Annotated in this window: 19 protein-coding genes and 2 tRNA genes; 11 read left to right on the forward strand and 10 right to left on the reverse strand. The window is 39.9% G+C overall.

Annotated elements, in window-relative coordinates; genetic code table 11:
• Nucleotides 1–48 precede the first annotated feature (48 nt).
• Nucleotides 49–138 (forward strand) — tRNA-Ser (locus NHE_RS02260).
• 261 nt (nucleotides 139–399) lie between these two features.
• Here the strand turns inward: NHE_RS02260 and NHE_RS02265 are convergent.
• Entirely contained in the window at nucleotides 400–1,170 is a 771-nt protein-coding gene (locus NHE_RS02265) for a succinate dehydrogenase iron-sulfur subunit (protein WP_038560532.1), read from the reverse strand.
• 440 nt (nucleotides 1,171–1,610) lie between these two features.
• Here NHE_RS02265 and dnaJ point away from each other — a divergent pair, with 440 nt between their 5' ends.
• The 5 genes from dnaJ (at nucleotide 1,611) to NHE_RS02290 (ending at nucleotide 9,481) form a co-directional block, all read left to right on the forward strand.
• Complete coding sequence (gene dnaJ / locus NHE_RS02270) at nucleotides 1,611–2,753, forward strand: molecular chaperone DnaJ (RefSeq protein ID WP_038559558.1); 1,143 nt, start codon at nucleotides 1,611–1,613, stop codon at nucleotides 2,751–2,753.
• Between the two features lie 146 nt (nucleotides 2,754–2,899).
• Entirely contained in the window at nucleotides 2,900–4,417 is a 1,518-nt protein-coding gene (der, locus tag NHE_RS02275) for a ribosome biogenesis GTPase Der (RefSeq protein WP_051579582.1), read from the forward strand.
• A 209-nt stretch (nucleotides 4,418–4,626) separates the two neighbouring features.
• On the forward strand, nucleotides 4,627–7,746 hold the full coding sequence (gene ileS / locus NHE_RS02280; protein WP_038559561.1) for an isoleucine--tRNA ligase: 3,120 nt from the start codon (nucleotides 4,627–4,629) through the stop codon (nucleotides 7,744–7,746).
• 63 nt (nucleotides 7,747–7,809) lie between these two features.
• Nucleotides 7,810–8,430 carry an orotate phosphoribosyltransferase gene (gene pyrE, locus NHE_RS02285; protein ID WP_051579584.1) on the forward strand — a complete coding sequence of 207 codons (621 nt, stop codon included), beginning with the start codon at nucleotides 7,810–7,812 and terminating at the stop codon, nucleotides 8,428–8,430.
• Between the two features lie 145 nt (nucleotides 8,431–8,575).
• Nucleotides 8,576–9,481: a hypothetical protein gene (locus NHE_RS02290; RefSeq protein ID WP_038559564.1), complete on the forward strand. Its 906-nt coding sequence runs from the start codon at nucleotides 8,576–8,578 to the stop codon at nucleotides 9,479–9,481.
• A 69-nt stretch (nucleotides 9,482–9,550) separates the two neighbouring features.
• Here the strand turns inward: NHE_RS02290 and ffh are convergent, their stop codons facing one another.
• The 5 genes from ffh to NHE_RS02315 form a co-directional block, all read right to left on the reverse strand.
• Nucleotides 9,551–10,897 carry a signal recognition particle protein gene (gene ffh / locus NHE_RS02295; RefSeq protein WP_038559567.1) on the reverse strand — a complete coding sequence of 449 codons (1,347 nt, stop codon included), beginning with the start codon at nucleotides 10,895–10,897 and terminating at the stop codon, nucleotides 9,551–9,553.
• A gap of 14 nt (nucleotides 10,898–10,911) precedes the next feature.
• On the reverse strand, nucleotides 10,912–12,303 hold the full coding sequence (locus tag NHE_RS02300; protein WP_038559570.1) for a hypothetical protein: 1,392 nt from the start codon (nucleotides 12,301–12,303) through the stop codon (nucleotides 10,912–10,914).
• A 76-nt stretch (nucleotides 12,304–12,379) separates the two neighbouring features.
• On the reverse strand, nucleotides 12,380–12,988 hold the full coding sequence (locus NHE_RS02305; protein WP_051579586.1) for an RDD family protein: 609 nt from the start codon (nucleotides 12,986–12,988) through the stop codon (nucleotides 12,380–12,382).
• Between the two features lie 19 nt (nucleotides 12,989–13,007).
• A complete protein-coding gene (locus NHE_RS02310) occupies nucleotides 13,008–14,066 on the reverse strand; it encodes a methyltransferase (protein WP_038559573.1) in 1,059 nt (352 codons plus the stop codon).
• Nucleotides 14,067–14,178: 112 nt separating this feature from the next.
• Nucleotides 14,179–15,171: an NAD(P)H-dependent flavin oxidoreductase gene (locus NHE_RS02315; protein ID WP_038559576.1), complete on the reverse strand. Its 993-nt coding sequence runs from the start codon at nucleotides 15,169–15,171 to the stop codon at nucleotides 14,179–14,181.
• A 207-nt stretch (nucleotides 15,172–15,378) separates the two neighbouring features.
• Here NHE_RS02315 and ftsY point away from each other — a divergent pair, with 207 nt between their 5' ends.
• A complete protein-coding gene (ftsY, locus tag NHE_RS02320) occupies nucleotides 15,379–16,308 on the forward strand; it encodes a signal recognition particle-docking protein FtsY (protein ID WP_038559579.1) in 930 nt (309 codons plus the stop codon).
• Nucleotides 16,309–16,373: 65 nt separating this feature from the next.
• On the opposite strand, the gene NHE_RS02325 is transcribed toward ftsY, so the two are convergent.
• The 3 genes from NHE_RS02325 to odhB form a co-directional block, all read right to left on the reverse strand.
• Nucleotides 16,374–17,024 carry an RlmE family RNA methyltransferase gene (locus tag NHE_RS02325; protein ID WP_038559581.1) on the reverse strand — a complete coding sequence of 217 codons (651 nt, stop codon included), beginning with the start codon at nucleotides 17,022–17,024 and terminating at the stop codon, nucleotides 16,374–16,376.
• A complete protein-coding gene (tmk, locus tag NHE_RS02330) occupies nucleotides 17,014–17,598 on the reverse strand; it encodes a dTMP kinase (protein WP_038559584.1) in 585 nt (194 codons plus the stop codon). Before tmk ends, NHE_RS02325 begins: the two co-directional genes overlap by 11 nt.
• 99 nt (nucleotides 17,599–17,697) lie before the next feature.
• A complete protein-coding gene (odhB, locus tag NHE_RS02335; protein ID WP_038559587.1) occupies nucleotides 17,698–18,954 on the reverse strand; it encodes a 2-oxoglutarate dehydrogenase complex dihydrolipoyllysine-residue succinyltransferase in 1,257 nt (418 codons plus the stop codon).
• A 318-nt stretch (nucleotides 18,955–19,272) separates the two neighbouring features.
• On the opposite strand from odhB, the gene NHE_RS02340 reads away from it, so the two are divergent.
• The 4 genes from NHE_RS02340 (at nucleotide 19,273) to NHE_RS04290 (ending at nucleotide 23,109) form a co-directional block, all read left to right on the forward strand.
• Complete coding sequence (locus NHE_RS02340) at nucleotides 19,273–20,592, forward strand: TldD/PmbA family protein (protein WP_232214955.1); 1,320 nt, start codon at nucleotides 19,273–19,275, stop codon at nucleotides 20,590–20,592.
• A 364-nt stretch (nucleotides 20,593–20,956) separates the two neighbouring features.
• Nucleotides 20,957–21,514, forward strand: a complete 558-nt coding sequence (locus NHE_RS02345; protein WP_038559591.1) for an SCO family protein — start codon at nucleotides 20,957–20,959, stop codon at nucleotides 21,512–21,514.
• Between the two features lie 71 nt (nucleotides 21,515–21,585).
• Nucleotides 21,586–21,660: transfer RNA gene (locus NHE_RS02350), tRNA-Pro, on the forward strand.
• A gap of 18 nt (nucleotides 21,661–21,678) precedes the next feature.
• A complete protein-coding gene (locus NHE_RS04290) occupies nucleotides 21,679–23,109 on the forward strand; it encodes a replicative DNA helicase (RefSeq protein WP_232214956.1) in 1,431 nt (476 codons plus the stop codon).
• 78 nt (nucleotides 23,110–23,187) lie between these two features.
• On the opposite strand, the gene NHE_RS04475 is transcribed toward NHE_RS04290, so the two are convergent.
• A complete protein-coding gene (locus NHE_RS04475) occupies nucleotides 23,188–23,487 on the reverse strand; it encodes an HK97 family phage prohead protease (protein WP_232214957.1) in 300 nt (99 codons plus the stop codon).
• Nucleotides 23,488–23,783: the final 296 nt, after the last annotated feature.

Here is a 23,783-nt window from a genome sequence, read left to right on the forward strand (position 1 = left end):
ATTCAAAAAAGAATGGTAAAATGCGATAATATGGTATACAATCCTTGTGGAAGAATGGCCGAGTGGTCGAAGGCGCACGCCTGGAAAGTGTGTTCAGATGTAGTACATCTGACAAGGGTTCGAATCCCTTTTCTTCCGTTACCTTTTCTTCCGTTATTATTCTTTCGTTATTGCAGTGCTGCGTTCACATGCAGCTTGGGCACCACGCCCATAGGATGTAGGCTCGCTTTTAGTACCCTGTGCGTTCATCATCTGTGCGCGACAGCTGCAGGTCTCTCGCGTGTGCTCTGTCGTGTGCGCGGTTTATCATCCGCAAGGGCGTACCAGAATAAGAAATAAACCTCTGGAAGGGGAAGAGGAAGAGTCCCAACTTGCTTCTCTTACGTACTCGCTCCAACGCTAATCCAGCTGACGGACAAGCATTTTTTTTATTTCAGCTATTGCCTTAGCAGGATTAAGCCCTTTCGGACAAGTCTGAGTGCAATTCATGATCGTGTGACAGCGATATAGCTTGAACGCATCAGCCAGGAACGCTAATCTTTCCTGCCTTTTCACATCTCTCGTATCAGAGAGCCAACGGTAAGCCTGTAAAAGCGCAGCTGGACCCAAATATTTAGTACCATTCCACCAGAAACTCGGACAACTCGTTGAGCAGCACGCACATAATATACAATCATGCAAGCCAGTCAACTGCTCCCTCTCATCAGGGGATTGAATATGCTCCTTACCATCCTCAATTTTATCCGACTGCAGCCACGGCTCTATAGAATGATAATGCTGATAAAAAACCGCAAGATCAGTCACTAAATCCTTGATCACCGGCATATGTGGCAAAGGATAGATCTTTACTGGACCCTTAATATCAGCCATCGACTTGGTACAAGCGAGAGTGTTTCTACCATCAATATTCATTGCGCAGGAACCGCAGATACCCTCCCTACAAGAGCGCCTGAATGTAAGAGTAGGATCCACCTCATTCTTGATTTTTAACAAGGCATCCAGAACCATCGGAGCACAATTTTTGCTATCTACATAATATGTATCCCGTCTTGGATTTTCATCACCAGGAGAAAACCTGTATATGACCAACTCTTTTGCTCCCGCGAAGGAAACATTATGGACTTTCCCATCAACCACGCGGGAATTTTTTGGTAACCTGAACTGAGCCATATCTCGAATAGGAACGAACCTGAGCATATCCTATCACTTTATCCAATGCACGTAAACAAAACTCTGAAGCCATTTTGGAAGAAAAAGATACCTAGAAAATACTATCAAAGTGGATCCTTTTATACCCAGAAAATCTGCATCTATGCATATTATCTTTATCTTGCATTCCAGGTGATAATGAGAATAATACCTTTTGAAACTTCCCGCGTACGTTGGATTTAAAAAAACAGCTCTTAGATTAGAGTCGCAAGGAAATTCTGGTTTATGTATTAAGCTCAAACTCGAGGTGTCTCAAAATTCCAGATCCAATTCAGGTATGTAGAGCCAAATTTTAAAATTACAGAGAGATTTTTATGCTTTCACCTTGTTTTTTTGGATTTTGATAACTACCTATGTGTAGGATTGCTATTTCGTTCTCATAAGTTCTCCACTAATTGAAAATGTCAGAAAAGAAAAAAGATTATTACGATCTATTAGAGGTTAGTAAAAGCGCTTCGCAAGAGGAGATACGCAAGGCATATAAAAAGCTAGCACTGAAGTATCATCCAGATCGTAACAAGGATGATAAAAATGCAGCAGAGAAATTCAAAGAAATTAATGAAGCCTATAGTGTTCTAAGCGATCCTGAAAAGAAGGTATCATATGATCGATATGGACATTCTGCATTCAATGGTAGCAGCGCTGGTTTTGGTAGTACAGGTGGTTTCTCTGGAGATTTTTCGAGTATGGATTTCTCTGATATCTTCAATGATCTTTTCGGAGGGACAAGAAACAGGAGAAAGGCAGACTTCAGCGAAGCAATGAAGGAAAATGGTTCAGACCTCAGATATGATGTCTCTATCAATCTACAGGATGCTTTTAGAGGCAAGGAAGTAAAAATCTCTTATGCGAAACTCGCTGAGTGCATACACTGTAGCGGCACCGGATGCGAAGGAAAAGCCAAACCTGTACAATGTAACACATGCAACGGGGTAGGAGCCGTAAGATCGCAACAGGGATTCTTCACTGTTGAAAGGACATGCGGCACTTGTGGCGGAAGCGGCATGATTGTTGAAAACCCTTGTAAAAAATGCGGTGGAGAAGGTCGCAGTAGGAAAGAAGTTACCACTTCAGTGAAGATACCACGTGGCATCAGTGACGGCGCAAAAGTAGTTCTTAGAAGTCAAGGAGAGGCAGGCTTAAGAGGTGGAAAAGCGGGAGATCTGTATGTAGTTGTACATGTGAAAGAGGATTCCTTTTTCCAGAGAAAAAATAACGATCTCTACTGCGATGCTCCAATAAGAATGTCCTTAGCTGCTTTGGGAGGTGAAATAGAAGTACCAGCCCCGGAAGGAGCAAAACTGAAAATCAAAGTACCTGAGGGAACTCAAACAGGGGATAAACTAAAATTAAGAGGGAAGGGTATGTATCTACTAAATTCTGAGCATAGAGGTGATATGTATGTCCGCATCACTGTAGAAACACCAGTGAAACTCAGTAAAAAACAAAGAGAAATTCTTGAAGAATTTGAAAAGGAATCCCAAGGTTGTAGCCCAAAGTCTGAGAAGTTTTTTAGCAAAATCCGCTCTATGTTCGGACTCTGATTCATGGATATCCCTCTCGATTTATAGGAAAAAGCTGCAGTCAGCTACTGTGAGAATCGATTCAGGCCTTCGTAGTATAATTCGAGGAACCACGATATACTTAACGGTGCTAGTAATCGTAGTGGTATCCTTTTATCACCTTAAAGATGCATTCTGTTTTTAGAGTCTCCATAGTTGGAAAGGCTAATGTTGGTAAGTCTACCTTATTCAATAAACTCACAAAGCAAAGGTTATCTATCACAATGGATAGAAAGGGTGTAACTCGTGATGTGTTAGAAAAAAAAGTCTCCCTGCAAAATGGCGAATCATTTTTGTTGCTAGATACCGCAGGTTTCAATCCTAAGCGCTCCGACACCATTGATAGGACTCAATATGCCATAAAAAAGAGCGAGATCATTCTGTTCGTGATCGATGATAAAATCGATGCAGAAGATCTGTTTTTTGTGAGCTGGCTCAGGAAAAATGCTGGAAATTCAAGGATAATCCTAGTAAGAAATAAAATCGACTGTAAAAACAAGGATGACTGTTCAGTTTTCGGATTCAAAGAAGTCTTTCAGATCTCGGCTGAGCACTCTACTGGAATTCAAGAGCTCCTCGCGTATATTGAATCCTCATTACCACAGCGTAGTAGTAGCGAAGATTTCACAGAGAAAATAGAGGAAAAATTCAGAAAAATCAGAATTACCATCTTGGGACAGCCTAATGTAGGTAAATCGACGCTAATGAATAAATTCATGGGTACGGACAGGGTATTAGTCTCGCCTGAGGCTGGTACTACAAGAGATCCAGTAAATGATGAATTTTTATGGAATGGTCATACTATATTCGAATTCATTGATACGGCTGGACTACGTAAAAAACGAAAAGTTTCAGATAAATTAGAATCAGTTTCTAACTCAAGAGCGCTCCAGGCTTCAGCTGAAAGCGATGTAATACTTTTCATGTACGATGTCTCTAATTTCACACTCGAAAAACAGGACTTCATACTGATAAATAGAGTCCTGGAAAATGGTAAACCAGTGATCCTCATAGGGAATAAAAAAGATGCAGTCAAAAATGCAGACCTGAAAAATATACAAGACTTCATCAAATTACAGGGTAATAAATTACTTTTAGAAAGGATGCCAACTTTCTTCATTTCTTCATTACGCGAGAATGACTTTTCAGTGCTTTTAGAGGAATGCAGCAAATTATACGACAGCGCAAAGAAACATATCCCCAAACACAAGCTGAATAGATGGCTCCAAGAGGTGATAAATAAACATCCACACCCAATTGTGAACTCCAAATCAGTGAAACTGAAATATATCACCAAAGTAAAAGATAAATTTTCTTTTCTAATCAGAGCAAACCATCCTGACCTGGTTGCCGATTCGTATTTGAACTATATCAAAAATTCCCTAGCGAAAGATTTTCAAATCTACGGGATCCCAATCAAGTTTGTGCTGGAGAAAAATAAGAATCCGTACGCAACAGAGCGGTCGGTTCCACGAGAAAGTCAGCAGTTTGGTACAGCTCCGAAAAGTATCAGAAAGGAGAAAATAGTAGATAGGAAAGTATCTCAATCAAAAAATGCTGTAAGGAATCGTGTAACAGATAAGAACAGGAAAACACTGAAAGCTGTACCAAAGCAGAAATCTCCTCTAAGTAAAGCATCCAGATAACCTGGGCATAATAGCCACTAAATGTTTCCAGAGAGAATGCCAGTCACAGTTAGTTAGAATCTGGAGAGCTATACCGTATTCTAGATAGATTAGGCACAATAAATGTTTACAAAAAAAATACTATTACCAATAGGAAGGAGTAATTGTGGTGTAAGTCACAATTAGTTAGAATCTGGAGAACTGTACCGTATTCTTGGTAGGCCCATAGAATGAAAACTCCGTTTTTTTATCCTGATATACATGATTCAAGCTTTCCGGATATAGAAAGAAAAATTCTGCAGTTTTGGAAAGAAAATGATACCTTTAGCAAATCAATTTCCACGCGGGATGGTCGAAATGAATTCGTATTCTATGATGGACCGCCTTTCGCTAACGGTCTACCACATTACGGCCATCTACTGACGGGTTTTGCTAAAGATACCATAGCCAGATATCACACCATGCTGGGCAAAAAAGTGGAAAGGAGATTCGGTTGGGATTGTCACGGACTACCAGCTGAAATGTACACAGAAAAACAATTAAGAATCTCTGGAAAAGATGAAATACGGAAATTTGGAATAGAGGATTTCAACGCTGAGTGCAGGAAGTCGGTCATGCTTTTCTCCTCAGAATGGGAGGAGTATGTTTCCAGACAAGCAAGATGGGTTGACTTCCATAATGACTACAAGACCATGGACACATCCTTTATGGAATCAGTAATATGGGCGTTCAAGGAAATGTATAGGAAAGGCCTAATCTATGAATCCGTGAAAGTAGTTCCATACAGTTGGGCGTGTCAGACACCTCTGTCGAATTTTGAGACCCGTATAGACAACTCTTATAGGGAAAAGAAAAGTAAAGCAGTAACAGTAGCCTTCAAGCTGGAAGAAGATCTCTTTGAAGATGGAAAAAAATCATATCTTCTGGCGTGGACCACCACACCATGGACTCTACCTTCTAATATGATGCTCGGAGTTTCAAGAAATACAAAATATAAACGATTCGAAAAAGATGGAAGGTATTATATAGCTTCTGCATCTTTCTATAAAGAGGACCCGGAAGGGGTAGAAATCAGTACTGACTTGCTAATTGGGAGAAAATATAAACCGCTATTTGACTTCTTTTCAGATGAGAAAAATGCATTCTTTGTGCAACATGCTGACTTCGTTACGGATGAGGACGGAACTGGAATAGTCCATATAGCACCAGGCTTTGGAGAAGAAGACTTCGAGCTCGCACGTGAATACAATGTTAAACCGATCTGCCCAGTGGACGATTCCGGGAAATTTACTGATGAAGTTCCTCTGTTCAGCGGTAAACACGTCTTTGAAACAAATAATGAAATCATCTCTATACTAAAAGAAAAAAGACAACTAATAAAAGTAGAGGAATATCTTCACAGCTATCCGCACTGCTGGCGAACAGATACACCACTCATATATAAAGTTGTCCCATCCTGGTATGTGAACGTCACAAAAATAAAAACCAGGATGCTTGAATTAAATAAAACAATCAATTGGATACCATCACATCTAAAGGATGGTCTGATGGGTAAGTGGTTGGAAAATGCAAAAGATTGGGCAATCTCAAGAAACAGATTCTGGGGTGCACCTGTACCAGTCTGGAAATCAACAGATCCAAAATATCCTCGAGTCGACGTGTATGGAAGTATCGCCGAAATCGAAAAAGACTTTGGAACAAAAATATCAGATCTACATAGACCTTTCATAGATCAACTTACTAGACAAAACCCTGATGATCCTAGTGGAAAATCCATGATGGTAAGAGTGGAAGCCGTTCTAGATTGTTGGTTTGAATCGGGCTCTATGCCATTTGCGCAAATTCACTATCCCTTTGAGAATAAAAAATGGTTTGAAAAACACTCTTCCTCTGATTTTGTCACGGAGTACGTAGCACAGACTCGTGGATGGTTCTATACCTTGATTGTGCTCTCCACCGCATTGTTCGATAAAGTACCGTTTAAGAACTGTCTAGCACATGGAGTTATATTAGATAAGGATGGAAAAAAACTCTCTAAGAGACTCAATAACTATAAGGATCCAAGGGAAATATTCGATGAGTATGGCGCAGATGCTCTAAGGTTTCTTATGCTATCGTCATCGGTAATGAGCGGAGGCACTCTACTAATAGATAAAGACGGCGTAATGATCAAGGATGTCCTCCGATTAGTTATAAAGCCAATATTCAGTACTTATAACTTCTTCATGACTTATGCTAACTTTCATGCTCTCCAGATCACCGAAGGTGCCTGCAAATCCGATAAAATACTGGATAAATATATCATCTCCAAGTATGCACAGTCAGTCCAAGAGATAAAAATAGCCATGGATGCTTATAATCTACATTCAGCATGCAAGGGCATCCTGGATTTCTTTGATACCCTCAATAACTGGTATATCAGACGCTCTAGAGATCGTTTTATCAATGGTGAGAAAATCGCATTCAGAGTGCTTTATTTCGTATTTTCAGGAGTACTAAAAGTACTCGCTCCACTCCTTCCAATGATGTCAGAGAGAATCTGGCTGGCTCTGAGCAAAAATGGAACCTCTATACATCTGGAGGAGTATCCTCAGGTGGATTCGATAACGGTAGATGAGCAGATCATCGCTAGCATGGACATCTTGAGAGAAATATGTAACTCTGCCCTTTCAATAAGGAATAAGAACAATATCAGGATAAGACAACCACTGAGGCAATTGGAAGTCATAGGAAAAGTCTCGGATTACGCCTCCCTATTAGAAGATACAGAATTGCAAACTATACTCAAAGACGAAGCAAACGTGAAAGAAGTTCTATTCAAAGAACACGACCCCGAAATAAAACAGTCACTCAAGCTGAACTTTCCAGTACTGGGTAAAAGATATCCAGAAGATGTAAAGAAAATGCTTAAGGAACTCAAAGAGTGTAATTGGCACAATGAATCAGGTAGAGTATCCATAGGAGGTAAGCTTCTAGAGAAAGATGAGTACAGTATCATCTTTCATTCCGAAAGTAATGATGTTCATCAGGTTGGCGATCTGGACTTAGTAGTAAGAATAGATCTCTCCATAGATGATACTTTGATCATAGAAGGAAACTCCAGGGATCTGATAAGAATGATACAACAAGTCAGAAAATCAGCTGGTCTTACTATTCATAAAAAGGTCAGGGTAAAATTGTATGCTCCAGAAGATTATTTAAAAGCACTCCGTCATTGGAAAACCTCAATCATTGGAGCCACTTATACAAATGAGATCATCACAACCTCGGAATGTGATTTTTCTGATTGTTCCTTTGTGGGGGAGATTTCTCCATTGATAAAAATAGGTATAATTAGGGGTGATTCTTGATGCTGCTTCAGAGGTGCGACGTCGTGTAGTCGGACTTTGTAGAAGGAAGGGCACTGTGGCTTTATGAAAGAAAAAATAGAAGAGACGGAATTACTGGAAGACCTATATAACTGCAAGGCAATACTCAAAGGACACTTCTTGCTTTCATCTGGATTGCATAGTGATATGTATATTCAGTGCGCACTGCTTATGAAGAATCCTAAACTCGCAACAAAGTTCGCGTCTGCTCTAATCGAAAAGATCCCTGAAAAGGTGAAAAATAAGCTGGATCTTATTGTATCACCAGCGCTTGGAGGCCTAATTATAGGTTACGAAGTAGCACGGTTATTGAACAAAGAGTTCATGTTCTTTGAGAGAGTTGCTGGTGAATTTCAGTTGAGACGGGGTTTTGTCATAGAGAAAAATCAGAGGGTCTTGTTGGTCGAAGATGTAGTTACAACAGCTGGATCATCTGTGGATGTGTTAAGAAAGATTCTAGAACTCGGCGGATTAGTCATTTCAGCAGCATCGATCATCGACAGATCCAGTGGCTGCGCTAAGAAAAAATTCGAAGAATTTGGATGTCATTTTGTAAGTACCATTGAGCTTGAGTGCAACATTTTTAATGCCAGTAGCGTTCCACAAGAACTAAAAGATATTCCGTGTGTGAAGCCAGGCTCAAATACTTTACACATAGAGGAATAGTCGTTTCTTCTCTTTTTTTGTTTACATTGATTTTCCATAATCCAAATTATGTGTTTGTTATTAATGCCACCACTAATGCTACTAATGCTATTGCTATTCATGCTACATTTGATAAGTAGTATAATTATGAGATATCCATACTATTATGTATTATGAGATATCTGCAGTAATCAAATCAAAGGAGGCTAAAATGCAGATGCGAAAAGTTTATAAAATAGAAAAATGCATCAATGGAGTAGTGCGGCAGAAAAATGCAAAAAACTGGGAGTTTGCTGTGGGCGTGCCGTATTCAACCGATGAGCATCTACTGATTGTGGCAAACAATACCACTCCAGAAGCTCTAAATTATGCTGGCCTGCCTGTGAGAGCGATTTTACAGAAAGCTTATGACATTTTTGGCGGACCCGTATCTATGTTGATGTATGACGGAGAGAATGTCGCGCTATTCACAAATAGCCAGAGTAGTTTTTCACTTCTAAGTAAGACCTGCCACTATACTAATTATCGTGTGCTTCGAGGGGTATTAAATACTACACTCTCTGGAACTTTATATATACCTCTGTGGGAAGACGGCAGGTATAGGGTAGAACAGTTCGATAAAGCTGACTTAAAAGTAAGTAAGTTAGCAAATGGCTTTAGGATGGATGTACTGAACATCAAGGATCTTAAGGATAGGGATATCACGCGAAAGTATTCGTTGCCCGGTATCAAAATGGCTTTCGATTCTGGAGAAGAGTACCGCTTCTTTATTGGGGAGTACGGACTTTTTGAACACAGCGGTACTTACTACAACTTTAGTGATACTAGAAACAAATTCAGAAAGCCATCAAACTTCGATGATTTAGTGGCTATGCTAGAGGCGTCTTCTTTACACGCTTTCCGAGACGAGTGTTTCGCTTCCAAGCGCAACGAGATATTATCTAGCAGTAGTAAATGCCCTGGATCACAAGACAGCAGTTTCAATATCACTCCGGAAACATTACCAAATACCACTCTAGATACATCAAGCGCGCCAGACGCTCCTGCGAAAGCAGGCTGTTGCATCATGTGATAAGGGTCTGTTGCAAGGAGATAGAGAGGCGCATGAGTTTTTAGGGTACGCTATGAAAGATGGGAAATCCTATTTTTTAAAAAGCGTCCCTAAATCCTCTGTTTCCAATATCTTCTTTTTCGTGCTAGATTTTCCAAATTTCACAGCGAGCGCTCTTGCCTGCTCGAAGTTTCTCATCAGTTTATTCACATCGACCGTCTTTACTCCAGCGCCGGCGGCTATGCGCAACTTTCTCGACTGATTAATTACATCTACGCATTTTCTCTCCCGCTTTGTCATGCTTTTGATTATAGCTAGGTTCCTTTTGAGCACGGTATCGTTTGTGAGTTGTTCCATTGGAATCTTATTGATGCCCGGAATGAACTTTAATAATTTGGCTATCCCACCGAGCTTATCAATAGTCTTGAATTGCATCACTAGATCATCGTAATCAAACTTGCCAGATTCAATTTTCTTCTTCAGAGAGTCCACCTTTTCCTCTCCCATCTCGGATGATGCGTACTCCATTAAGGATTCAACATCGCCCATTCCGAGTATTCTTCCCGCAATTCGATCTGGATGAAATTCTTCAAGATCATTTACTTTTTCTCCAGCACCACAGAATTTGATCGGAAGTCCTGTACAATGTTTAATTGAAAGCATAGCCCCACCACGAGTATCGCTATCCACCCTACTCACTATTACACCGGTGGTCCCGATTTCATCTTTGAACGTCTTTGCAACGTTCAGGGAATCCTGACCCATCATAGAATCGACCACCTGCAGGATCTCGCATGGTTGTAGGTCCTGCTTCACAAGCTTGAGCTCATTCATGAGCTCAAGATCAATCTGTGAACGCCCAGCTGTGTCCAAGATAAGAACGTCATAACTATCATCGAACATATTCATGGTGCGATCCAAGATCATTCTCACGTCGTCATCTTCGACAATCGGGACACTCGCAACATCTATCTGTCTCGCCAGGATCTCGAGCTGTTTACGCGCTGCTGGTCTATAGACATCTATAGAAGATAAAAGAATATTTTTTTTCTTGAACTTCTTTCTCATGAAGAGAGCAAGCTTTGCTGCAGTCGTTGTTTTTCCGACCCCCTGCAGACCGACAAGCATCAGGATACTTTTCCCGTCTTTTGGGAGTTCAAACTTGGAAACTGTACCACCCAAGATCTTTATCAACTCATCCTTAATGACATTACTTATAGTCACTGACTGCGAGACACCTCTCCTCAAAGATTTACCCACAACTTCCTCTTTGACATTAGAGATAAACTCCTTTGTCACCGAAACCGGAACATCAGCTTCTAAGAGGCTTAAACGCAGTTTCCTGACAAAATTATCAAAATCTTTTTCAGTAACGATCCCTTTACTCTTGATTCCATCAAGAGCGCCACTGATTTTTCTGGAAAGCGAACCAAACATATAATCAAATAAAGTCAAATACCTATGACTAGGAGTAACGCAACAAAGCCGGCAAATAGGAAAGTAATAAAACTCAACGAGACACTAAACAAATTCCGATAATAAGGTAAAGCACCAGTGCAGAACAACAAAACACGCCGCCTCACAGAATGAAAAGCGGCTACTGGATAACTTCCAAAATGTTTTGAAAGCTCCGATAGACTGCGCACGTACGCTTTAAAGTAAGAAGCAACACAACAAAAGAAACACTTTAGCTTTGAAAAGGCAAAACTGTATACAACCCATACTAACATAAATAGAGCAGCTTGAGTGAGTATTTTACGGAAACTATAAATTTCCAATGAGAATGGAAAAAGTAAATACAGGGAAAGACAGATAATAGAAAGCTTCTCCAGATGAGTAGTATGGATTCCTATGCTAGGAGCACGTTTGTTGCAATATGCGAGCCGGATAAATTTCAGAGGTACTAGAAAGACAAAGATATAAGAGAGGAAAGATATAAAAACCGAAAATATGAATCCCATATTATGTAGAGCTATGGCTTTAGTTGCAAACCCGATAGTCGGCGGGATACTGAAATTACTTACAAGACTAATGAAAAGCAAAATAAACGAGGCGTTAGAGGATATTCGAAGTCTTTTGAGTTGAGAGAATTTACTAATTCCAATGGCACTAAGTTTCGCGGAAAAAATATAAAACCCCATCTGATGTACAATTGAAGAAGCAAGATAATAATGTAGTACCTCGCCACCTGAGTGAATCATGAAACCTACTAACCCAACATGACCGATTCCATTTGCCAGCAATGCGTTCGGTATGCTATCTTCAACTGACATCCTGTAGAATGCATAGACTAACGTAAGTATACTCAAAGCAAGCAATAACTCACTGGGTCCAAAGGTGAGCTTACTAATCACAGCTAATGAAGTCTTACTAGCAAAAATCACAATGAATGGGAGCACTGTCGCACTGACGGATGAATATGCAGTAATCACTATCGGGGCCATGAAAAATGCTCCGGCATGAAGGAAAATCAAACTATTGAACAACTGTCCCATCAAAGGATGGTAGTGGAAAAAGTTGATATTAGTACTTAAAGTTGATAAATCATGTGGGATCAATGCGAGCATCCCAGCTCCGGCGGTAAAGTTGAGTACGGAATATAACACAGCGATCCGAATACCACCATTTGCAGCGATTATAAGCGAGTAGAAAATTGTAAGGAGTTCAAATCCCAGAAAAATATAGAAAAGATTCTGTGCAGACAGGATGATCAATGAAATAATCAGAACAAGACTCACACAAATCAGATTGAACGAGTCCATTTCCCTGTAGAAGAATGCGTGCAGACATATAAAAGCGAAAATAAAGCTTATACTAAGGAAAAATATTCCACTAAACAACATTCTGAATGCACTAACCTAAAGAATAGACGCGAACAAATAGTATCAACAAAAAACAATTTACCAAATATCGTCTCACCTAATTCTTTTTGAAGATAGGACTGGTGTTCAAAACGACTACTGTACCAGCTACAACATCATGCCAGGCCCTACCCTTCTTATCGAAAATGATCCAGAATATACCAAGGAACAAACAGCCAACCGATATAGGAAACATAACTGCCCTCTTTACACAAGCACTTAGCGAAGGCCTACCTAATGTTACATCGTCTAGTACCCTCAGTCTTAATATCCATTTGCCGGGGGTACATCCGAACCTGTGCCAACTTGTTATCACCAACGAGACAAGTAGGAGTAACTGAATAACCTGTATGAAAAGCATCTTCTTATAGAAATTCGCCATTAACTCATTATCCAGTGGACTCACGGGAAGCGCAAACCTATAACGTTCAATCACCTCCATCGGGAAACTTATATCAACAAAACTAGATAGTACATATCCACTACACTTTAGAAAAAGGATACAAAAAAGCAGATCCGTAAGAATGCTAATGGAACGCTTAAACTGACTCGCATATAACACACCTCTATCATCACTCTTATACTTATGTGGGAAAGAAAATACTTTATGAGGAAAATCAAATATCTTCTTTATAAAACCACAGAGATAGGTAAATATATTATCCATATAAAGCAAGCGTCTAATACTAAGACTCCACAGAGCTATTTTTGATATAAAAGGCGATTATCCCCTCACATGCGCTCTTGAACGTACACTTTCTGACTACATGACTTTTGATATCAAGTCCCTTAGCTAAGTTGTTCATGTATTCAAATGAGTAGGAAAAAGCAGTCTTATGGAGATCGAATATATAATCAATCCCCTCCTGCTTGTGTGAACGCACTAGGACTACCAATACACCATCATCGTTTAACGCATCAACACACTGTGGAATGACATCCTGTAGATCTCCAAGATAAGTAAACGAATCTGCAGCAATGATTAGATCATATTTATCCTTGTTCGAAGAAAGAAAAGATCCTATATTCTCCTGTGAGATAGAATCAAATACCGCCTTTCCATCTGCTAGGCAGCGTTTAGCGATCTCAAGCATATTTTCGGAGATATCGACACCACACGTATTACCTACTACCCCACTCAACTTGAGGAAATGTGCGCACACACCTGTTCCGCAACCGAGATCCAAAATCGATGAACTCATGAGGGCTTCACCTAGAATTGCTCTAAGACCTTCGAATATCAACTTATGACCAACATACTGCTTACCTATGAGGAATTTCTCCACATAGTCCTGAGCTAAGTACTCAAACTTTTCCTTTACAATGAAAATGGGTATTCTGGAGATTGGTTGCCCGGAAATAAAATTCAGAAAAAATTTCACCTCCTCGTAGTCTTTGGAGTTCTTAGATAAAATATCCTCGAAGGTCACTTTAGCCTTATCCTTATCACCGGATAGCAAAAGACATCGAGCTAAATTATATGCAGGCAGTGGTTTGTCCTTGTAGATGGCATTAAGAATCCTAAAACGAAACTTAGCATCAGTTATGTTTCCCTTATGAAAATGATACAACCCCAAAGACAAGTTATTTTTATAGAATTCCCTGAAATTAGAAGAGGTTTTGAGGCCCTCTTTAATAGTGTCATAGACTTCCTCTTTGCCCTTGAACAGGGAAAAAAAAGACAAGAACAAATTATAAATATCCTTTACGATCTGTGAGAGTGAATTAAGAAACGAACTAAACACTGAATCTGATACTAAAAAACACGAACAATCGAAATGCAGAAAGAAACAATTCATCCAGACATAGAGCTATTAACAGCGAAGCGTTAACGATCAGTTTACCAGAGAAACTCAGCTATAAGTATTGATTAATCGACACCACTAAGTCTCCTAGAATTTCCTTAACTGTACGCTCATATTTAACAAGTCCAACCACCTCCCCGACCATGACTGATCCCTTGTCTACATCACCATCGATGACGGCGCGACGCAGACTACCGGCCCAAAATTTTTCTATTCCAAGCTGCGCCTCGTCTTTTGAGATCAGGCCGGAATCAAATTTATGAAGCACTTCCTTTTGAAACTCCATGAACTCCATTGTGGCACTGTTTTTCAAAGATCGGACAGGGATAACCGTAAGCCTCGGATCCAGTTGCACAGAAACAACTGTATCATGAGATGAAGCACCGATACACTTTTCCTTGAATTTAGGATGCGCTATTGACTCCTTGGCGCATGCAAACAACGTTCCAACTTGGCACCCGGATGCACCCATATCCACGTAGCTTTTGACTATACTACTACTACCTATTCCACCAGCAACGAAAATCGGGACATCTTGACACTCCGGTAGAATCTCCTGTGCTAGAACAGAAGTACTTACCCTAGAAATATGTCCGCCCGCCTCTCTCCCCTCTATTATTAGTGCGCTAACGCCGAGTCTACACATCTTTTTCGCAACCGAGAGAGATGGAGCAAACACCATTACCTTGATATCTGCATCCAAGATCAGATTCAGAATCTCCTTAGGCGGAATACCACCTGCAAGGACGATATGTGTCACTCCAGATTGCTTACAAACACTTATTAGGTCCCTTATCTGCGGGTGCATAAGAATCAAATTCACACCAAATGGATTCCCGCCCACAAGGCCTTGCGTTAGGTGTATCTCTGTCTCCAGCTGTTCCGGCTCCATCGCAGAACAGGCAATCACGCCGAAGGCGCCTTCATTTGAAATCGCAGAGACCAGTCTATGCTCAGAAATCCAACTCATTGCGCCACCCATTATGGAATACTTAGTTCCAAGGAACTTTCTTCCGCGATTCCACAGCTCTGCAATATGGGACATCAATCACTCGCTCGCCTTGCTCTGCGGATATTCTTTCATAGCACTATTAACATTGCAATATCTATTTTTCATCAGCTAGAATTTTCTTCTTCAGCAACTATCGAACATTTTCGCAAAGATATATAAGACAGGGAAGCAATATCAGATATATTCATCGGACCTTTGAATGTGATAGAGTTAGAACAGTCGTCTGTTTAGAACCAGTCTGTGTTTAGAAATATTGTTTCCTCTCTAAAGAACTCGATCGAAAAAAGTAAAGAGTATTTGTCCAGCGGTATTGATCGTATTTTCGTGAAAGAGAAGATCAATGACTCAACTATAGAAGAGCTGGAGGAGCTATTATTATCCGCTGACATCGGATCAACGGTCACTGATAAAATCATCATGGAGGTACGAAAGATCAAAGTAAGCGATGGTGAGTCGCTTAGGCAGGTAAAAAGCGTGACATCCAAACAAATAATCAGAATATTAGAACCCGTGGAAAAGAGCTTTGCTGTCACTGGAGTCACACCACAAGTAATCGTGTTTTGCGGTATCAATGGTAATGGTAAAACTACTACAATAGGGAAGCTATCGTATAAGCTACAACAAGAAGGAAAAAAAGTAATGATTGCAGCATGCGACCTTTTCAGGGCTGCTGCCGTAGAACAATTACGTGTATGGGCTGAACGCTCGTCTGCTCTATTTTTTTCTGATGAGACAAGTAAAAGCGCCTCAAGCACGGCGTATAGAGCGCTGGAAAAAGCAATAGATGAGAGAGTCGATATACTCATAATAGACACATCTGGGAGACTCCACACACATAATGAGTTAATGGAGGAACTCAAAAAGATATGTAGAGTACTTTCAAAGCTCATCCCGAATGCTCCACATGAAGTGATCTTAGCTCTTGACGCTAGCACTGGGCAAAACGCACTGAGTCAGGTAAAAATTTTCAAGGAAACAGTGAATCTCACTGGCCTTGTCGTAACAAAGCTTGATGGAACCTCAAAGGGAGGAGTGATAGTCGCATTAGCAGAGAAACATCCCGAACTTGGTATCTACTTCATAGGTACCGGGGAGAAAATTACTGACTTACAGGAATTCTCAGCAGCTGACTTCGCAACTAGCCTCCTCGAGGTTGATGTACAGTCATAGATCAGCTTTCCTTCAGTAGATCCATTTTCACTGACACTACTGCCTACATCCAGCGACGAAGTAGCTTACTTTCCTTGATCTACCCTACCTCGCATTACTAGATATATCTCTCTGGAGGCCTTTCTACTGGAGTTTGGCTTAAAGTATTCTACTTTTTTGAATTTTTTCTTAAGTAAGCGTATTAACTCATATTCATCCTCACTGCCTTTTAGAATTTTCATCACTACTGATCCATCTCCTTTCAGATACTTCCTAGCATAATCCAGAACTACTCTTGAAAGCCTGATAGAAGCAATACTATCAGTAGCACTGCTTCCCGAAGCATTCGGAGCTAGGTCAGAGAGAACTAAATCGAATTTACTACTATTCAAATACTCATCCAGCACTGATGCTTGAGCCTCAATATCAAGCTTTAGGAATTCAACGCCTGATATCGGATCCATTTCCGTGAGATCAGCTGCCACAATTCTACCAGTACCATCAAGAATCTGAGAAATAACTTGCGTCCACCCACCAGGTGCACTTCCTAGCTCAAGTACACTCGAGCCCTTTTGTATAACTGTAAACTTTTCATTTATTTCAAGAAGCTTATATGATGCCCGGGACCTATAGTTATCACTTCTTGCTTTCCTTACAAACGGGTCATTAATGTGTCTATACAGCCATCGATTGGAAGATAACTTCCTACTTTTTGGAGATCTGAGCCTATTTTTCACTTATCTTTTGTTGAACCACTTTTACAATTTCACTGTGAGTCTGATTGATTCCCATGCGGTTGATCAGGTGAATATTATCATATTGTCTTGCAATTTCTTCATAGCCATTCAGAACCCTATTGAAGTAGTCTTCTGACATTCGTTCGAAATTGTCTCTACCGACTCGTCTTTTCCTTGGTGGAGCTAGTAAGATTGTCAGATCTACATCTATAATACATCCCAACATCTTATGTAGATCCAAGATCATTTGAGGGTCTATTCCCTCTCCATAGCCCTGGTACGCTAATGTGGAGTAGATAAAACGATCACAGATAACGACCTTACCACGTTCCAGTGCAGGAAATATGACCTTATTACAATGTTCGATACGTGCAGCAATAATCAGTAGGAGTCTGGATAAAGGGTCCAGAGTAGAATCATGTAATATCACAGATCTGAATTTCTCAGCAGAAGGCGTACCACCTGGTTCCCTAGTGCAAATACAAGGAAAACCTCTATTTCTAAGGAAGTCTTCTAGACGCCGCATCTGAGTACTTTTGCCAGCCCCATCGACACCTTCGAAAACTATAAACATCTAGAAAACCCTCTATCTAAAACAGGAATAAAGCCTCGAATCAGAAATAACTCACGCGAGACTACCACTAACACAGTGACGATGAAATCCTCAGCTATATCATACCTTTAATAAAAGTCTTTCTGGATTTTCTACATACTCCTTAACACGAACAAGAAAGCTAACAGCTTCTTTTCCATCGACTATCCTGTGATCATAAGACAATGCGAGATACATCATAGGTCGCACAAGAATCTGACCATTTATCACGACTGCCCTCTCTTTGATTGCATGCATACCCAGTATTCCAGACTGTGGAGGATTAATAATTGGCGTCGACATCAACGATCCGTAAATACCGCCATTCGAGATAGTGAAACTACCTCTTTGCATATCATCTGGTTGTATTTTACCATCTCTTGCTTTCTTCCCATACTCCAGTATTGCCTTTTCGATTCCAGCAAAAGAAAGATCCTGTGCATTCCTTATCACTGGAACAACTAACCCATTTTTACTCCCTACTGCTACACCGATATTATAGTAATCCTTATATACTATGTCGGTATCACGGATCTCAGCATTAATTTCCGGGAATTCTTCTAATCCCAGAATAACAGCCTTAACGAAAAAAGACATGAATCCCAATTTCACTCCATGAATCTTCTCGAAAGTATCCTTATACTGCTTTCTTATCTGCATGACATTTCCCATGTCCACTTCATTGAAAGTAGTCAGCATTGCGGCAGTGTTTTGAGATTCTTTTAGTCTGTAAGCGATCTTCTGTCTTAGCTTCGACATCGGAACAATTCTTTCAGGGAATTCCACAGTATGGCCTCCATCTTGATCTTTTTTGAGAGTAGGAGGCTGTGCTTGAGTATGGACACCTTTAGCAAGACGATTTAGTACATCTTCTTTTGTTATTCTGCCGCCCTTACCTGTAGCAATTATATCAGACGCTGATAAAGCATTATTCGCCATGAGTACTTTAGCCGCAGGTGCATCCTGCTTGGAACAAAGTACAAATTCGACTGGAGCACTTTGAATTATAGGTTCTACACTTTCATTTTTTCCCACACTTTGCTCTATAGGTGCAGAACTATTAATATTCGTTGCATACGAAGCACTAGTTTTTGGAAGTGTCACATTATCATCAATAGTTGCCAAGATATCATCTGGACTTACATTATCACCTACCATCACCTTGATCTCCCTTAATATGCCTGTAGCTGGAGAAGGAATTTCCATAGAAGCTTTATCAGTTTCAAGTTCAAAGAGTAATTCATCTGCTTGGACCGGATCTCCAATATTCTTGACGATTTTTGCGACGGATGCTTCGGCAATTGATTCACCCATTCTAGGTACAACGACTTCTTTCATAGTTTGTGATGCAGATTGATTTTCCAATTAGTTATTCGAGCTAATTATAAACCCACTCCCGATTAATAGACATATCCTAGATTCTACAGTCTGTCATTACATATTTGATGCTGGATTTAAAATTATTACACAACTAATGTTTTGAAATGAAACATCATCAATGTAATAAAAATTGGATAACATCATGAATTGTAATAGCAAGATAACATTAGTAATGTAATGAAATCTATAAAACATCACATGATGTAATAACGCAATGATTGAGAACTAAGAGTTTGGCTATTACCCTCTTTAATTGAAATTCAAATGATACTTGGAATGAAAACCGAAGAATGCATAACCTATATACTGAACGAAGCACATCGAAAAAATTGTCAGGCCGATGTTTTAGTTTCAAAGATTGAAAACATCATCGTAAATACAAGAAACCTCGTAGTAGAAAAACTCGAAGAGTCATCATTTTCTGGTCTTACATTCAGACTAATCAAGGATAAAAGAAGTACATCAGTTCAGTGCAATACCTCAGCGAATCTGAAACAGATGTTCTCACGTGCACTTGAATCGCTCGAGCATGTACCTGAAGATCAATATATTTCGCTGCCAGAACATAGCCACCATGTCAGCAACACAGGGAATATTTCCGACAATATTGGCATAGCTGATATATTGAAGGAACTGGCAATCAAAACTGAACAATCTGCCTACTCAGAAGGAAAGCTCAAAACAACAGAAAAAATAGAGTTCGAAGCAAAGACAATAGAAAAAATCCTCGCTAATACCAATGGATTCTTTGGGACATTTGACACGCAGATCTTCTCTGGAGCAGTAACAGTGGTCGCCGAAGCAGAAGGAAATTTGAATTCGGGATTTTCATATCTCTCAAGCAATATATTAACAGATCTAAATCCTAATGAATTGGGAAAAGAGGCGGCAAAAAGGGCTTTTGAAGGGCTGAAACCCCGAAAGATACAAACGTGCAAACGAGAGGTAATATTTGATTTCAGATGTGCTTCGAACTTTCTGAGTAATTTTGGAGATTTCCTTAGTGGAGCATCTGTAGCACGTTCAGCGACCTTTCTAAAGGATCAGATGGAGCAATCAATACTTCCAAGGAGTATAAGTATATTCAATAATCCGCTGGGCGAGCAATGTAGAATTAAAACTTCAGATTTTGACGATGAGGGAAATACTACTATTAACAAGCTTCCATTAGTCGAAAACGGTGTTCTAAAACGCTGGATACTAGATCAATATAACGCAAACAAACTCAATCTACCTCCAAATGGTCTTGGAAAGCGCAGCTTAAACGGCTCTATTTACCCTTCTATCACAAACATCTATTTGGAAAGCACAGATGACATCTCAGAAGCTGAGCTTATCTCTCAAGTAAAGGAAGGTCTGTACGTGACAAATTTATTCAGCTGTGGAGTCAATCCAATTACTGGCGACTACAGTCAGGGAGTCCAAGGCGTATGGATTGAGAATGGTGAACTATCTTTTCCGGTAAGTGAAATAACCATAGCTGGAAAGCTAATAGATGTCTTCAAAGAAATGGTTGCAGCGAATAATCTAAAATTTTTTGGAAGATCAAATTCTCCATCACTTTTTCTGGGAAAAATGATGATCAGCGGCATATAACCGCACACAAAACAAATACCCAGATAAAACTAGGTCTTTATAAGACCTAGTTTTATCTGGGATAATTTCATCTTACAATCTAGGGTGTTATCTATCCTACAACAAGAAAGGTGTAGATCCTGTATTCAGGATACTATCAGATTACTTCTACTTCTATATATCAAATCCAACTAGTTCAAGTATCACTTTAAATAAATCAATAAGACCGAATCTATTTAAAGCGATACTTTAAGTAGATTCGATATAACACCCTTTTCACCAATATAATAATGACTACTTTAAATTTCAGACTTTAAATTTCAGAAAATTTTTTTTACTTTAAGGAAAATTTGAGATATAATATTTTCTTAGCATAAGGAATAAGATGAAGAAAATCTGGCTCGCCTTGAAATTGATGATAGTAGTCTCAATTATTGAATTACCCTATCAAACAATAGCGTTAAATAGGGCAACCACTGTTGCGCCTGTAGAGATAGGTGGCACTTTCGACCTTACTGATCAAGAAGGGCATCAAGTAACCGAGCAAATACTGAAAGGAAAATATAGTATAGTACTCTTCGGCTTTAGTAGGTGTCCACATGTCTGTCCAGTACAACTATCAATCCTAGCAAAGAGCTTAGATGCTTCACCTAAACTGCAAGCCATCTTTATCACTCTTGACCCAAAGCGCGATACAGTAGAAAGACTCGATGAGTTCAGTAAATCATTTCACGAAAGAATTTTAATGCTCACCGGTACTGAGGAAATGATTAAAAAAGTTGTAAATGATTACAAGGTATACGTTGAGGCAAATGAAGATCCAGAAAGGTTTAATCACTCGACGATCATGTACCTCATTGGACCAGATGGAAATTACGTAACACATTTCACGCCTAGAGATGAGGATGAACTTCTTGCTTACATTAAAGAATATGCTCATTAGAAATCATCTAATAAGTGGATTTCGTACGATTGACTACAAGCGCAGTTTAGTTTAGAATCTCAAGCTGCCGCCGGAGTGTAGCACAGCCTGGTTAGTGTGCTTGGTTTGGGACCAAGAGGTCGGGGGTTCGAATCCCTCCACTCCGACACTTTATTACATCTTCCTTGCCATTGAATAGTTCCATCCCTGAGCTTCCGAACAACGTCGAAGCAGAACAGTTAATACTCGGGGCTCTACTGACAAACAATGATGCATATGAGGATATTGAAGAACTTATCTCTCCCTCTTCCTTTTACGTCCCAGCGCACAGGAGGATCTTCGAAATAATTTTACACCTCCGTTCGAAAGAGCTCGTTGCTAATGCTGTGACACTTAAGAACTACCTTAATTCGAGCAATGAGATAAAGAATGTAGGCGGACAAGAATACATACTTAGCATCATAGAGAAGGCAAGTATCATAATTGATATAATGAGCTTAGCTCGCGTGATACAAGATCTCTATCTGAAAAGACAGATCATTCTTTTAGCACAGAGAATGATCTCAACAGCCTCAGATGAAGAATCAAAAAGTAGTACAAGCGAACAAATAGAGGAAGTTGAGCATTCACTCTATCAGCTTGCAAGTTCTGGTGAATTCGACCCTACTTGTCTTCACATTTCGAAATCGATTGAGACAGCAATTGAAAGAGCAAAAATCACTTTCAGGACAAAAGCTCCGTTTCAGAATATTTCCACTGGCTTCAGGGATATAGATAATTTTCTCGGCGGCCTACAAAACTCTGATCTAGTTATCATCGCTGGACGTCCTTCCATGGGGAAAACGTCTTTAGCAATTAGCATGTCCCTTAGAGTCACCTGTGCATTGGAAAAACAAGGAATGTCCGCCTGTTTTTTTTCCATGGAAATGTCTGCAGACCAAATTGCATCTAGGATGTTATCCGTTCACTCAGGTGTGGATGCTTTTAGTATCAGGACAGGTAAAAAATTCTCTGAGGAGGGATTACAGAAAGTCATTGAAAGTAGCAAGGAATTATCAAGACTACCTCTTTTCATTGATGATACACCGGCTATATCTATTTCAGCCCTACGCACCAAGCTGCGCAGGCTACATAGAAAAACAAAATTGGGCGCTATTTTTGTAGACTACTTACAGCTCATAAAAGGCTCCAAGGGTTCAGAATTTAATCGTGTACAGGAGGTTTCTGAGATTACTAAAGGCTTGAAGTCCATCGCTAAGGAATTGAATGTACCAGTCGTCGCGCTATCACAGCTTTCCCGTTTAGTGGAACAAAGAGATGATAAACGACCACAGTTGTCTGACTTAAGAGAATCTGGATCAATTGAGCAAGACGCCGATGTAGTTATGTTTGTCTTCCGGGAGGCTTACTACATGATGAGGAAACAACCTTCGAATGAGGACGAAAACTATGAGAATTGGCAATTTAAGATGGATGAGGTCAAGAACAAGGCAGAAATCATCATAGCAAAACAGCGGAATGGTCCAGTTGGGACTGCTCTCTTATTTTTCGATCAGTCCACAACAGTTTTCGATGACCTTTCGCTTTTTGATTATGAGTCGGCCAATCACAGATAGAAAGATTTTAATTCCTAAGAATCGCGATAATCTGGTTGATTTTTCTCCTGAGTGTACTCGGATCTCCAGTTCGTTGTTTTACTGAACTGACCCTTGCATATTCATTTCATTTGCAGGAAACGTCACAAGACTCACTTCTATAAGTTTCACGGCTGTTATGATTCTTGTACCGGTTGCCTTATCGAGTCTGTAATCCTTGAGGATATATCCAATGGAAAGGCCATTAAGTACGCCAGATTGAAGTAATTTATATGCTTCATATCCCTGTTTTACTTCTGTGATGATCTGACCTTTTAGATAGAGACCTCTTTCTGTTTCTTGCATTTCGAGAATTTTCCCGATTGGCTGACCCTGTTTATACTGGCATAGAAGAGTCACATTGCCGGATTCTAAATCGAATGCACCACTACTATTCCTTGCCGATCTACCACTCCGAATACACTCGCATAGCCATAAAAGATTCCTTCCCCATGGAGACCCTTTTTATCAAAGTTAAAAATGAATTTCTTTTTAATCATATCTAATTCTTTTCAATCATATCTAAGTGTTACGAAACACTTAATCCTGTTTGAAAAATCCTCATAACGTAAGCAAATTCATGCGAGTTCTGTAATGTTATTCTATTGTACTTATAGAATCTCAGTGATATGCTCTCCTTGTGATCTGGTTTGGCG

It is taken from the genome of Neorickettsia helminthoeca str. Oregon (assembly GCF_000632985.1).
In the GTDB taxonomy this organism is placed as follows: domain Bacteria; phylum Pseudomonadota; class Alphaproteobacteria; order Rickettsiales; family Anaplasmataceae; genus Neorickettsia; species Neorickettsia helminthoeca.